Source organism: Dyadobacter jiangsuensis, assembly GCF_003014695.1.
Taxonomy (GTDB): Bacteria; Bacteroidota; Bacteroidia; order Cytophagales; family Spirosomataceae; genus Dyadobacter; species Dyadobacter jiangsuensis.
In genome coordinates this window covers 146,916-160,510 of record NZ_PYAS01000001.1, presented here as the reverse complement: position 1 = coordinate 160,510, position 13,595 = coordinate 146,916, and the positions used below count along the sequence as shown (strand labels likewise).

The 13,595-nt window shown below is 50.7% G+C and carries 9 protein-coding genes; 6 read left to right on the top strand and 3 right to left on the bottom strand.

Translation table 11 applies throughout. The annotated features are described in order from the left end of the window. Positions 1–166: 166 nt before the first annotated feature. From CLV60_RS00580 to CLV60_RS00570, 3 genes are all read left to right on the top strand, one after another. Complete coding sequence (locus CLV60_RS00580; RefSeq protein ID WP_106593447.1) at positions 167–1,162, top strand: multidrug DMT transporter permease; 996 nt, start codon at positions 167–169, stop codon at positions 1,160–1,162. A gap of 96 nt (positions 1,163–1,258) precedes the next feature. Continuing rightward, positions 1,259–1,822 carry a hypothetical protein gene (locus CLV60_RS00575; protein ID WP_106593446.1) on the top strand — a complete coding sequence of 188 codons (564 nt, stop codon included), beginning with the start codon at positions 1,259–1,261 and terminating at the stop codon, positions 1,820–1,822. A 239-nt stretch (positions 1,823–2,061) separates the two neighbouring features. Beyond that, positions 2,062–2,622 carry a hypothetical protein gene (locus CLV60_RS00570; protein ID WP_146151498.1) on the top strand — a complete coding sequence of 187 codons (561 nt, stop codon included), beginning with the start codon at positions 2,062–2,064 and terminating at the stop codon, positions 2,620–2,622. A 76-nt stretch (positions 2,623–2,698) separates the two neighbouring features. Here CLV60_RS00570 and CLV60_RS00565 read toward each other — a convergent pair whose 3' ends face one another. Both CLV60_RS00565 and CLV60_RS00560 read right to left on the bottom strand, forming a co-directional pair. Then, on the bottom strand, positions 2,699–3,490 hold the full coding sequence (locus tag CLV60_RS00565; protein ID WP_106593908.1) for a glucose 1-dehydrogenase: 792 nt from the start codon (positions 3,488–3,490) through the stop codon (positions 2,699–2,701). Between the two features lie 121 nt (positions 3,491–3,611). After that, on the bottom strand, positions 3,612–4,019 hold the full coding sequence (locus CLV60_RS00560) for a hypothetical protein (RefSeq protein ID WP_106593444.1): 408 nt from the start codon (positions 4,017–4,019) through the stop codon (positions 3,612–3,614). Between the two features lie 323 nt (positions 4,020–4,342). Here CLV60_RS00560 and CLV60_RS00555 point away from each other — a divergent pair, with 323 nt between their 5' ends. The 3 genes from CLV60_RS00555 (at position 4,343) to CLV60_RS00545 (ending at position 11,357) form a co-directional block, all read left to right on the top strand. Further along, positions 4,343–7,561: a SusC/RagA family TonB-linked outer membrane protein gene (locus tag CLV60_RS00555; RefSeq protein WP_229210756.1), complete on the top strand. Its 3,219-nt coding sequence runs from the start codon at positions 4,343–4,345 to the stop codon at positions 7,559–7,561. Between the two features lie 49 nt (positions 7,562–7,610). Next, on the top strand, positions 7,611–9,389 hold the full coding sequence (locus CLV60_RS00550; protein ID WP_106593443.1) for a RagB/SusD family nutrient uptake outer membrane protein: 1,779 nt from the start codon (positions 7,611–7,613) through the stop codon (positions 9,387–9,389). 78 nt (positions 9,390–9,467) lie between these two features. Continuing rightward, the gene (locus tag CLV60_RS00545) at positions 9,468–11,357 is read left to right on the top strand and encodes a heparinase II/III domain-containing protein (protein WP_106593442.1); all 1,890 of its coding nucleotides are present in this window, start codon (positions 9,468–9,470) and stop codon (positions 11,355–11,357) included. Here the strand turns inward: CLV60_RS00545 and CLV60_RS00540 are convergent, their stop codons facing one another. Beyond that, the gene (locus CLV60_RS00540; protein ID WP_106593441.1) at positions 11,358–13,508 is read right to left on the bottom strand and encodes an alpha/beta hydrolase; all 2,151 of its coding nucleotides are present in this window, start codon (positions 13,506–13,508) and stop codon (positions 11,358–11,360) included. Positions 13,509–13,595: the final 87 nt, after the last annotated feature.

The following is a 13,595-nucleotide window of genomic DNA, read 5'->3' as shown; positions in this document are numbered from 1 at the left end:
CCCTTTTTTGATTTTTGAGCCGTGATGGATTTTGACCAGCACTTTTTTTTGCTTTAAAACAAGTGACATTTTCGACCAATGAATTGAATACAAATTAGTATTCAGTCTTCTATTTTTGCTTTGTCCATAAATTCACGTTCTTACAAAGCACTACCAAAAGAAGTTAATGTTCATTATTGAAAATTATCCCACCGCAGTTCTATTTTGTGTTATAACAATGCTTTGTTGGGGGTCATGGTCAAATACCCAAAAACTTGTAAATGCAAATTGGCGGTTTGAGCTTTTCTGTTGGGATTTTGTCAACGGAATCCTATTGGCTGCGCTTATCTTGGCTTTGACTTTGGGTAGTTTTGGTGAACAAGGCAGGAGTTTCCTCGTCGACATCCAACAATCGGATAGTAAGAGTATTTTCAGTGCCATATCGGGCGGAGTTATTTTCAATGCCGCTAATTTGTTGTTTATGGCTGCGATTTCGATAGCCGGAATATCTGTCGCATTTTCAGTAGGCGCCGGGCTGTCGTTGGTGCTCGGAGTCGTTGTAAACTATTTGGATTCGCCTGTCGGGGACACTATTCTACTTTTCCCGGGGGTAGCACTTATCATTGTTGCCATATCACTTAATGCCCGCGCTTATACAAAAATGCCTGGCGGAGCGGCTGCTGTTTCGGGTAAAGGCTTATTGCTGTCCATTTGTAGCGGCCTGCTCATGGGGCTTTATTATAAGTATGTCGCGAATGCTATGTTCCCGGATCCATTAAAGCCCTTATCCGGCATGCTTAGTCCTTATACCGCTATCTGCTTCTTTTCCGGTGGTGTTTTTCTTAGCAATCTCGTTTTGAATCCCTTGATGATGGCAAAGCCATTCGCCGGTTCACCTGTCAGCTTTTCCGAGTATTTCGGAGGCAGCCTGAAAGATCATTTGCTGGGTATTTCCGGAGGCTTTATTTGGTGCATTGGCATGCTATTCAGCATTATTGCCTCCTACAAAGCGGGGGCAGCTATATCGTATGGCTTAGGATCAGGAGCAATAGTTGTTGCTTCGATCTGGGGGATATTCTTTTGGAAAGAGTTTAACGGTGCTCCAAAAGGAACTCAACTAACACTCAATGTGATGCTTATCTGCTTTTTGGTTGGTTTATTGCTGATCGTGTTTGCCCGGTAAATCCAAATGCGATAGCTGAACAAATGCTGAATATCGATACTTACAACAAGATTTATTTTATTCAGAATAGCATTAAAAACTTCCGGGGCTTCTAAGATGAAAACTAACCCAATTTTCAACGCATTCGTTGTCTGTACCATCGTGTTCCTCGGTGCATTCGCAGGCGCTTGCCGGCACGACCGCTCGCATATGGATGCGGAAGCATTAGCTGCATTAAAGCAGAAATATGATACGGCGACACTTAATTATTTTTATGAAACAGTATTTCACGAGGATTTTTCTTCCGGTAAGATCGACAACGTATCGAAATGGACTTCAAATCCCAAAATTGCTATTCTGGGTGATACCGACAGTATAAATATAAATGCTGTCAAAGGAGCCATGTCGATTATCAATGCATTGGGGTTAACGCTGCAATGTGATTTTGCGAAAGAAGGGGAAACGCCTTCCATGGAAATCTATTTTGGAAAAGCCGGGGATGTTGCGTCCTATATCGGGCTCAAAGATTTGTCGTCGATGGGCATAGATACCAATAGTGCTTTCGGATTTGGGAGGCCGGAAATGAGCGACGGCGTGATTACGAAATGCCTGATTGGCATAAATCCCCTTGGTATCCCGGAGAAGGCAAGAGAAAAAATCGTTCTCGAAGAAATTGTGTAATCGCTCGGGGTAATCGGTGACAGTTATAATTACCCTTCCAGCATGCTTTTCAAAACGACAACTCCGAAAAGCAATTCACCGAACTCGATAAAAGAATACTGTCGCTATTGTACGAGCCCGCCCTTCCCGCAGGTTATGCACGAGAAGCATTCGAAAAGGACTTCTCTGATGTGCTCTATATTTCAAACACAGACGAAAAACTCAGGAAACGTTTGATGTCTTATCCCGCCGAGTTATACATGGGAAAGGAAATTGAAGAGTGCTTTATCGCCGGCAAACTTTTAAAGCATCCCAAAGAAGTAAACGTTTTTCTGAACGGCGGTTTCACACACGAAGATTCCGTTACAATTATAGAGACTGTTTCGCAACTAAGCGCTGTATCTCCTAATCTGACGATCCGGCTCACCCATCCCGGTGCCTACGAACCCGATCACGGGATTGTCATTAACCTCAAAGAATCTCCAAACCAGTCCCAGGCTATTCAATTGAATAACCAGGTGATCGCAGGGAAAAGCTGCATGCACCCAAAGCCTATTAAGAATAAAATTGAAATTACATTAGACGGCAGTCCAAGGAGCGAAGCGCTACGCAAAAAGAGTTTAATCCAGTCACTGTATTTCAGCGTGGTACCCATCAAGCTAAACAAAACCAGGGCTGAGGAACTGTGCAGCATCAGCGAAAATGGAATTGCGTTTAAAAGGCATTACTTAAACCTGCTTAACCTATTATATGCTAACGAATTAGTCGACGACCACGAGATTGGTAATTTTATCAAAATCCGTTCGAATCTGAAATCTTGAAGCAGACGGTCCTGACAAAAGCTAATCGGATAAAAGTCCACACTTTTACCCGATTAGCTGACGCGATTAAAAGATATTAAACATTACCATACGAGTTGGACTGCCCGCCGTCTATGGCGATGATCTGCCCACTCACATAGCTGCAATCTTCACTCAGTAAAAACACAACCAGTTTTCCCACCTCCTCAGGCAAGCCGAGCCGCTTTGTTGGATTTGACTGCGCATAATGATCTTCCGCCTGTTTCGGGTCAGCCGGATTGACCTGCCTGAAAGCCTCGGCGACCATCGGTGTTAAAATGGCTCCGGGCGCAATTGCATTGGTGAGGATTCCGAACTTGCCATATTCCAGCGCCGCATTTTTGGTGATACCGGACACGGCGTGTTTAGTGGCCACGTACGGAGTCTGATTCATCACCCCACGGATCCCGCCCACGGAAGCAACATTCACAATCCTGCCGTATTCCTGCTTTTGCATTACGGGAATAATGTATTTCAACCCGTAATAAACACCCATCAAATTGATGTCAACTACCTTTTTAAACACATCCAGGTCGTATTCCACCATGGGTGCCTGCCGGCCTTCGATACCGGCATTGTTATAGAACCCGTCTATCCGCCCGAATTGGGCAACGGTGTCGTCAACATATTTCTTCACCGCGGCTTCATCCGAAACGTCCGCTACGGCAGTCAGTATCTGCGTGTCCGGATACTGCGATTCGATGGCCGATTTAGCCTTTTCGAGTGATTCGGAATTATAATCTATGAGAGATAATATGGCTCCATTTTTGGCAGCTTCCAGTGCGGTCGCATAACCGAGCCCCATAGCGGCACCGGTAATCACGATAACTTTATTTTCTAGCCTTTTCATCTTGTTTGTACTTAATAATGTGATGATGTAAAGGTCAGAAAATGCCCGTTCAAACAGCCGCACAATCTGACCGATCATTACAACTATTTGAACATTCCGGCCCGGGCTGTTTCGCCGCACATTATTCCCGTATTAATTTCACCTTTGCATCAGGTGAACATTTTTGAATAATGAGTTGTGTGGATTGTAGTTCTAAATCCCAGGTAGGGCAGTCGGCACAAAGACCCAGGTACGGCGTGATGAGCGGAGCACTATGGAAGTCGATTTCGCGAACCTCTCCGTTAACTTTTAAGGCTGTCGGTCCACATGGAAGAAGAAGGCCCTGGGAGTTGACATACTCGCCATGTTCGCTGAAAAAGACGTAGAGGGTATCTGATTCGGGTATTTGCTTCCATTGTACAATGCCGTTCTCGGAAACCTGACGGCTGATCATTCGCCACCGCCCCGCAAGCTCTGCCGGCATAATTCCGGCGTCCTTTTTACACGACAGCAGCACCCACGTCAATATCAGTAGCTTCAATGCTTTCATTGCCCCAAATGTTTGTTTGATTTTATGACACCCGGAAACAAAATTTCGTTGTTATCGATCATTTCCACTTTTGCGGCCTTCAATTTCGGATCAGAAGTATCCAGCAGTTAAAACAAGCAATTATTTGACTTTTTTCAATAATAAATATCAGTAAATCCAGCACATCGAAATACTTTGTAGTGCATATTTTATCCGCAAGCATAGTACCGGATCCTGATGCAATTCGTCGCTGAAACGATGAATCCGATCCCGGCAACAACCTGATTTCAGACAGGTTGAAAACACCTTTCAGTTTTTTTTCAACTACACCTAACGATTAGTTTATGAAAAAAAAACACTTCTACTCACCATTCAGATTTGCCCCGAAACGTTTCACCAGCCTGGTGTGTGCCCTGATGGGCATCATGGCATGCTGCGGGTCGGCCATCGCACAACCCATCTCCGGGTTGGTGCTCGATGAATCGGGTTCCGGATTACCGGGTGTAAGCGTCGTGGTAAAAGGAACCGCCAATGGCACCACCACCGACACGAAAGGCAAATTCCAGCTCGACGTCCAGAGTGAAAACCCGACGCTAGTTTTCAGTTTTGTAGGCTATGCAACGCAGGAAATCGTCGTCGGCAAACGTACAGGCATCACCGTTAACATGGCGGTCGAGGATCGTTTGATGACCGAGGTGGTCGTGGTAGGCTACGGAACCCAGCAAAAGGTGAATGTGACCGGCGCCGTGGGCGTTGCGGATGCCAAGCGTATCGAAAACCGGCCTATTGCCAACACCGGCGAGGGCCTTCAGGGCGTGATCCCGAACCTGAACATTACGGTCCGGAACGGCGACCCGGCCCAATCGCCCACTTTTAATATCAGGGGTTACGAATCCATCAACGGAGGGGCCCCGCTGATCCTGGTAGATAACGTGCCGATGGACATCAACCGGATCAACCCGAACGACATCGAGAGCATCAGCGTCCTGAAAGACGCCTCGGCAGCAGCCATTTATGGCGCCCGCGCGGCATTTGGAGTGGTGCTAGTCACCACCAAAAGTGGTAAGTCGGGAAAAGTGCTGGTCAACTTCGGCACCCAGTTTTCGCTGGCCAAACCGATCTTCAATATGGATTTGGTGACCGACCCCTACCAGTTCGTTCTGGCGCGTAATGCAGCCAACATCCGCACGCTGGGCGCTCCGAGCTATAACGATCAGTTCGTAGCGGCTGTCAAAAAATATTCGGAAAACCCCATTCCCGCCAACGAATGGGGCGTGGTGGACGGCGCACTTCAATTCTACGGCTATAACAAGTACCAGGAAAAAATCATGACGAACTACGCACCGACCAATCAGCAGGATTTGTCGATCTCGGGCGGTGGTGAGAAGTCCAAATTCTTCTTTTCGTTCGGGCGGTACAGCAAAGATGGCTACCTGCGCTACAACAACGAGAAGTTCAAGCGGTACAACATCCTGATGAAAGCGGATTTCCAGGTCAACAAATGGCTCAATCTCTCGGAAAAAGTGGTTTTCAATTCGCAGAACAGCGATAAGCCGCACTTTTATAACTGGGACGTAAACATCAATTCGCTGGCGAGGGTGAACCCGCTGCAAGCCATACAGTTCCCGGATTTGCCATCCTACATGACACCCGGAGATCACGACAAATACGCGCCCTTGATCGGAAAGTATTTCGGCGGCACGAACTTCTTCCCCTACCTGCTCGATGGCGGGCGGGAAACCTTCACCAAAAACGACCTGTGGCTATCGCAGGAAGCGGTGCTTACGCCCCTGCCCGGTTTGAAGATCACAGGTAATTTCTCTTACAACATCTACAACAACATTTACCAGGACGTCCAGAGCAAGGTGGAAATCGTATCGCAGGATTTGAAAGAAGCCAATCCCATCAGCTATGGTTTCAGCGGCGACGACTGGATCAAGAATGTGAACGACTACAACCGGTATTACGTGCTCAACACATTTGCGGAGTATACTTTTCAAAATCTGGGCAAGCATCAGCTGATGGCGCTGATAGGTTACAACCAGGAAATGGGTAATTATCAGTCTGCCACGGCACAGGCCCGGTCGCTGATCACCCCGCAGGTGCCCGACCTGAGCACGACCACCGGCACGCAGCAAACGCTCGGCGGCAGGTCGCAAGTGGCACTCCGAGGTGTATTCTACCGGCTGGCCTATAATTATGCGGACAGGTATCTGCTCGAATTCAACGGCCGCTACGACGGCACATCGCGCTTCCCTAAAAATGACCGGTTTGGTTTCTTCCCGTCCTTCTCGGCCGGCTGGCGGGTTAGTAACGAGCAATTTATGGCCGCAACCAATAGCTGGCTCGACAACCTCAAACTAAGGGGTTCATTCGGAACGCTCGGGAACCAGATCATCCAGAACCGCAGCACGGGTGCCCAGATCTACTACCCGTCTGTCTCGACGATGGGCTCCGGACAAGCACCCTACATTTTTGCAGGCTCGCTGATTCCCTACGTTTCGGCAGCCGGCCTTGTGAGCCCGACGCTGACCTGGGAGTCGGTTACCTCCAAAAACATCGGTCTTGATCTGACCATTTTACGAAGCCGACTGGACATGTCGTTCGATTTTTACACCCGCGATACCAAGAAAATGCTGATGAACGTGGCTTACCCGGACATTCTGGGCACCACAGCTCCCCAGGAAAATGCCGCTGACCTGCGCACCAAGGGCTGGGAACTGTCACTCACCTGGCGGGACAAATTCAAAACCGACTGGACTTACGACGTAACCCTCGCCCTTTCCGATGCCAGCGCAACCATCACAAAATTCCGCAACCCTTCCGGCGCATTGCCCAACGAAGGCAGCGGGATTTATTACGAAGGCCAGAAACTGGGTGAAATATGGGGCTACCAAACCGTCGGGATATTTCAGTCGGCCGATGAGGTGGCTGCCGCTCCCAACCAATCTCGGCTGGGCAACAACTGGCGGGCGGGAGACATTCAATATGCCGACCTGAATGGCGACGGCATCATCAGCTCGGGCAACAATACCCTCGGTAACCCAGGCGATTACAAGATTATAGGCAACTCGTCTCCGCGATACACCTACGGGATCAATGCGAGCATCGGCTACAAGGGCCTGCGCCTCACGGCATTCTTCCAGGGCATCGGCAAGGCGGATTACCTGCCCAATAATGGCAACTGGAACTGGTTTTATCCGTTCAATGCAGGGCACGTGGAGAAATACTACATCACCGACACCTGGTCGGAAACCAACCGGGATGCCTATTTCGCAGCCCCGCACATTTCAACCAGCGATAAGAAGAACATCCTGCCGCAATCCAGGTACGTTCAGAATGCCTCGTACCTGCGCGCGAAGAACATCATGCTCAGCTACACTTTACCTTACGACCTCACGGGCAGGATCGGGATCTCACGCGCTCAGGTATTTGTGTCGGGTATGAACCTGTTCGAATTTTCGAAAATCCGCAAACCGCTCGATCCTGAAACCATCCGGACCCCGACGATCGAATACCCTATGCAGCGCATTGGTACGATCGGGATCAATTTATCCTTTTAAGCAGCCGGGAAATAGCGAAAGATTCCATCGATTATTAAATCAAATCCTTATGAAAGATATATTCTTAAAATCCATAACGGCCCTTGCATTACTCCTGCTGGCGGGCTGTAACGATGAATTTCTTGACCGGACGCCGATCGACAAAATTACCAATGCAACTTATTGGAATACTGAAAATGACCTGGCTGTTTACAACAACAGCCTTTACAATATCGCGCGCAACGACTGGAAGATTCCCATTATGATGGGCCATACGGAGGGTTTCGATAGTCATTTCGGCAATATCTGGTCCATCGACGAGCTTTCGGACAATATGGCCCCGCGTGAGCCGCGACACAACTTTTTTCAGCAGATCCGCGCAGGGAAATACAATGTACCTTCCAGCCCCGACTGGTTTGGATACCAGGGTTGGGACTTCGTCAGGGCCATCAATGTCGGGCTTGCCAATTACGACCGCGCCAAGGTCAGCCAGGCTGTCAAGGACAAATACATTGCCGAGGCGCGGCTCTTCCGGGGGTGGTTCTACGCCGACAAAGTGCAGAAGTACGGCGACGTGCCATTCGTGGAAAAGGAACTTACGATTGATTCGGAAGAACTTTATGCCGCCCGCACCCCACGCGCGGAAGCCATGCAAAAGGTGCTCGAAGACCTGAATTTCGCCAGCCAAAAGCTCCCTGCCAACTGGGGCGACGGCAATGCGCCCGGCAGGATCAACCGCTGGGGAGCGTTGTTGGTCAAAGCGAGGGTGTGCCTCTACGAAGGCACTTTCAACAAGTACCACGGAGCAGGTGATTCCAAAATGTGGCTCGAAGAGGCGGCCAAAGCAGCCGCTGAACTAATGGATACCGGCCCCTACCGCCTTTACAGCACCGGAAAGCCTCAAAGCGACTACAACGCCTATCACCGGGTACTCGACCTGGCCGGAAATTCCGAGGTGATTTATTGGAGAAAATACAAAACCGGAGTTATCAACAACCATGTCCAACAGTATTTCAGCTACACCGGCGGCGCTACCAAAAGCCTGGTAGAGGACTATCTGTGCACCGACGGGCTGCCGATTACCCTATCGCCGCTGTACAAAGGGGATGAAACCATTGAAAGCACCTTTGAAAACCGCGACCCGCGCTTGCGGCAAACCATTCTGCACCCGGAAGATACCGGCCTTTACAAATACCACCTGGCCGATGGCCGAGCCTATCCGATGCTGGAAGGCATGCCCGGAGGCGGCTTTAAAACAACCACCGGCTATCACATTATCAAACATTACAATGCCGATGATATGATTGGGAAGGCCTACAACACCGGCGAGTCGCCGGCCATTACCCTCCGCCTGGGCGAAGCACTGCTGATCTATGCGGAAGCGACGGCCGAGTTGGGGACCATCAGTCAGGCCGATCTGGACAAAACTATCAACAAGCTCCGCGACCGGGTAGGTATGCCGCACCTGCTGCTGTCCAAGGTGCCTGTTGACCCACGTTACACCAAGGATGGTATTTCTCCGATCATCGCGGAAATTCGCCGCGAACGCCGAATCGAGCTGTTTATGGAAGGCCAACGCTACGCCGACCTGATCCGCTGGAAGCAGGGTAAAAAACTGGAAATGCCCGCGATGGGCGTCCGCTGGAACGACGCAGCGAAAAAACGTTTCGCCGGTACCACGATGAAATCGGGCATAGACCCTGTTTCGGGCAAAGAGTATATTGCGGTTTACAAGGGTACCGACTACGAAATACCCGTCTTCGATGAAAAGAAGCATTACCTCTGGCCGATCCCGCTGAATACCCTCGCACAGAACCCGAAAATCAAGCAGAACCCGGGTTGGGAGTAAACATACCGCATTCGTATCATCCGACCGGCCGGCATACCGGTCGGATGCTTTTTTAAATCCATACACATCCATTAAAGTATGAAAAGAGCGCTGACAATACTGATTATCCTACCCCTATTCACCCTGACCCGCATTGCCGCCCAACCCGCTGCGGACAGCAGTCGGATCCTCCAAACGCTCCGACAAGGCCATCCCCGGCTTCTGCTTTTGAAAGGCGAAGAGAAAGCCCTCGTGACGCAAATCCGGAAATACCCGCAATGGCAAACCGTGCATAAGGCGATCCTCGAAGAATGCGATCGAATGCTTGACCTCCCACCGGTCGAACGTATCAAAATCGGCAAACGCCTGCTGGATAAATCGCGGGAATGCCTGCGGCGCGTCTTTATGCTGTCCTACGCCTACCGCACCACCGGCGAGCAAAAGTATCTCGGCCGGGCCGAAAAGGAATTGCTGGCAGTAGCGGCATTTGAAGACTGGAACCCTACCCATTTCCTCGACGTGGCCGAAATGACCATGGCCGTGGCCATCGGCTACGATTGGCTGTTTGACAAGCTGAACGAGCCTACGCGCTTACGCCTGCGCGAGGCAATGCTTACCAAGGGTATTAATCCTTCGATGGACAAGACCTACAACTGGTTTTTGTCGGCAGAACACAACTGGAACCAGGTTTGCAACGCCGGGATCACCTTTGGAGCGTTGGCAATCGCCGAGCACGAGCCTGCAATTGCCGCACAGATCGTCAAACGGGCGGTAGGGTCCGTACCCAAAGCCATGCTCCACTCCTACAAACCCGACGGCGCCTACCCGGAAGGTTTCAGCTATTGGGGATATGGCACGAGTTTCAATGTATTGCTGATAGCTGCATTGGAGAAGGCATTGGGAACAGATTTCGGGCTTTCCCGCTCCGACGGATTCCTGAAAACCGGTGCATTTATGCAGCATTTGGTAGGGCCTACGGGCCTGGCCCACAACTGGGGCGACAGCGGCCTGAAAGAAGGCCTTACCCCCGCCCTTTTCTGGTTCGCACAAAGAACACAGGAACCGTCGCTGCTTTTGGGACAAAAAGCGCTGCTTTCCGCACCCGGTTCTACGGAAGTCAAAAACCGTATTCTTCCTGCATTGCTGATCTGGGGTACCCAAACCGAGCTTTCCGCCGTGCATGCACCGAAACAGACATTCTGGGCTGGTCAGGGGCCTTCGCCCGTCGCGCTTATGCGAAGCTCGTGGGAAAACTCCCAGGCTGTATTTCTTGGCGTGAAAGCGGGCTCGCCGGCCGTTAACCACGCGCACATGGACGTGGGCTCGTTTGTGATGGACGCGCTCGGCGAACGCTGGGCGATGGATTTCGGCATGCAAGACTACAACTCGCTCGAATCCAAGGGTGTGGACTTGTGGAACCGGTCCCAAAACTCCCAGCGATGGGAGGTATTCCGGTTGAATAACTTCGCGCATAACGTGATTTCCTTTGATAACCAGCTGACCAATGCGAAAGGCTACGCCAAAATCGATGGAGTAGCCACGGAAGGTGCCAGCAGGATGGTGACCACCAATTTATCGGAAATGTATCAGGACCAGGTCAAAGCTGTCAGTCGCGGACTGGGGATCATCGATAGCCGCTATGCAGTGGTGCGGGACGAGGTCGAATGCGGCCCGAAAGAAACGCTGATGCGCTGGAATATGCTCACCGCCGCCGACGTCCGCATTGTAGACGCGAAAACCGTGGAGCTTTCGCAGAATGGGAAGAAAATGCTGCTCATGTTCGATACACAGACTCCGATCACCATCCGCACATGGCCTACCACACCCCAGCATGATTACGATGCACCGAATCCTGGAACAACTTTAGTGGGCTTTGAAGCAAAATTGGCTGCCGGCACCCTTCATAGTTTCTCCGCATACTTATCCGAATCCCCCGATGTAGCTCCCATAAAACCATTGGCTGAATGGCCTGTAAAGCCATTGAAATGATTACCTGATCCACGACAAGGCGGATTCCATTAACTCCTCATAACGCAATCCACACCGGATACGCAATCCGGCTCGCTGGTTCTGCTTTAAGGCGGGACGGTAAATGGAATCCGCCTGCTGCTGACTTACTTCCTTCCCGGCAGCCGTAACCGGATTGATCAATAGTAAGTCCTTTGCAGACAGTGCTTCCACCAGATCAGGGAGATCATATTCGGCCAATGCGCCGGGTACAGCCGAAAGTGCGAAACCGGGTTTGTAAAGTCTTTCCTCTGTAATGGATTGATAGGATACCAGCGGTTGTACCAATACCAGTTTGCCGAATGGGTTCCGGATCGCAGCCGCGTGCAGCAAATCGGAAGTCAGCGTCCCCACGGCGACGCCCGCCAGAGCGGATCCTGCCGTTCCGTTTGTCCTGATAAACCCGGCCAGGATCATGATCTCCTCCGCGCGGGTTGCCACCAGACTTTTGTGCGTCAACATACCAAAAAACCACAAATTCAGCGGCACGCCCTCGATGACCGAATCACCCCCGTTAATAAACCCACTGCCGAGTTCGCCGATGCCGCTCAGGTCGGGCACAACCACTTCATACCCCTGACTTGCCAGCTTGTCGGCCAATTTATCCTTCTCCACGGCTTGCGCCTTTCCCTGATCATCCAGCAACAGGACGGTCTTGCCGATGCTTTTGGCAGGTTTCAGCCAAAGTACGGGAAGGTGGTAACCGCCGCTTCCCTTCACCAGGTATTTTTCGACCGCATAATCCGCACGGTGCAGCCTGCCCGAGAAAATGACATCCATTTTGCCGGATGGCTTCGTAAACCCAGATATAGCAATGATTTTCTTCCTTAACTCCTCGGAAAAATTCGCAGTTGGCTTTGCCTTATATCGCTTCGCCGCAAGTTCCTTGGCGCGCTTTTCATTCAGCGAAAACATGCTTTCCCCTTTCAAAGAGGCAATGGCGCGTCCGCCGGGCGTTACATGCAGCTCCTCGTCGCTCAGCAATTGCACTTCCAAATCGGCAGGACTGCCGGGATTGTTAAGGTACTTTTGGAAAAACGCATAAGATGCCTCCCTGTTTTTTACCGTCGAAGCGTGGCCGGCATCATCTTCCGTCATTTGGATTTGCTCCGCTTTCCCGAAGGCCTTGTAAGCCTTTTTAGCTTCATGATAACTATCCCTTGCTCCCTGAATAGCAAAAATGTCCCGGGTGGTGGCCACGATCAATGCAGGCTTCGGTGCGCGCACTTCCAGAAAATCGGCCATATCGATGCCCTCTGCCAGCCCGTACATCAGGTTTTGCTCGGCATCCTGCGGGCCATTCGAGCGGATCAGTTTATCAAACGTAGTAATGTAGCACTCGGGGGCAGCCACGGCGATCCGGTCGTCCATTGCTGCTATGTACGCGCTTTGCGTTCCCCCGCCCGATCGGCCGGCTATGCCTATACGCGCGGGATCGACCTCTTTTCTGGTCAGTAAATAATCCACTGCCCGAATGCCGTCCCAAATAAAATAATTGGCCGGCGGGAGCCCGGATATAAATGATTGAACGCCCGCATAAGAATGCTCGCCTGTTGCGCCCTCTTTCAGCTCGGCAGACTGATATTGAATGCGTTCTCCCTGCCCGATAGGATCAAAAGCCAGTACGACAAAACCCTTTTTGACGTAATTCAGGATCAAACGCTGATACGCTTCACTGCGGAAGCCATTCTCGCTATGCCCGCTGCAAAAAATGATTGCAGGAGCTTTCTCCGGCCTTTTATCGGGTAGAAAAATGGCGGCTGTCACATGGTAACCGGGCTGGGATTCGAAATACAGCTTTTCAACCGAGAAATCGTCCTTTTTCAAAGTTCCGGTGATAACCGGGTTCAAGGGTGTTTTTTCAGGAAAAGGTCCGACGGCCTTTGCGAGCTTTGCACGGACTTCTGCCTGTCGCTTCTCCCATTGTGCTTTCGTAATCAGGGATGAAACAACAGCCTCACGCTTACCCAGCAGTAAGAATGCCCTTTCGCTCAGCGATTTGTACAAAAGCTGATCGGCCGCGGGCTGATGGTATTTCCAGTAACCATAAACCGAAAGATCTTCCTGGGCTAAAAGGACGTCGGATAACCCCAAAAAACAGCAGGCAGTGACAATCCAGGTATTGCATTTCATGGTGTATGCAGGTTTAGGCGAGCAATGTCCATTAAAAGACCGCCGCCGAAAAACTTCTACTTTACGGGCGGCTCCAACCTTCTTCGC

Coding starts and splice junctions, on each gene's coding strand:
- CLV60_RS00580 (WP_106593447.1), top strand. CDS start 167: ATGTTCATTATTGAAAATTATCCCACCGCAGTTCTATTTTGTGTTATA.
- CLV60_RS00575 (WP_106593446.1), top strand. CDS start 1,259: ATGAAAACTAACCCAATTTTCAACGCATTCGTTGTCTGTACCATCGTG.
- CLV60_RS00570 (WP_146151498.1), top strand. CDS start 2,062: ATGGGAAAGGAAATTGAAGAGTGCTTTATCGCCGGCAAACTTTTAAAG.
- CLV60_RS00565 (WP_106593908.1), bottom strand. CDS start 3,490: ATGAAAAGGCTAGAAAATAAAGTTATCGTGATTACCGGTGCCGCTATG.
- CLV60_RS00560 (WP_106593444.1), bottom strand. CDS start 4,019: ATGAAAGCATTGAAGCTACTGATATTGACGTGGGTGCTGCTGTCGTGT.
- CLV60_RS00555 (WP_229210756.1), top strand. CDS start 4,343: ATGAAAAAAAAACACTTCTACTCACCATTCAGATTTGCCCCGAAACGT.
- CLV60_RS00550 (WP_106593443.1), top strand. CDS start 7,611: ATGAAAGATATATTCTTAAAATCCATAACGGCCCTTGCATTACTCCTG.
- CLV60_RS00545 (WP_106593442.1), top strand. CDS start 9,468: ATGAAAAGAGCGCTGACAATACTGATTATCCTACCCCTATTCACCCTG.
- CLV60_RS00540 (WP_106593441.1), bottom strand. CDS start 13,508: ATGAAATGCAATACCTGGATTGTCACTGCCTGCTGTTTTTTGGGGTTA.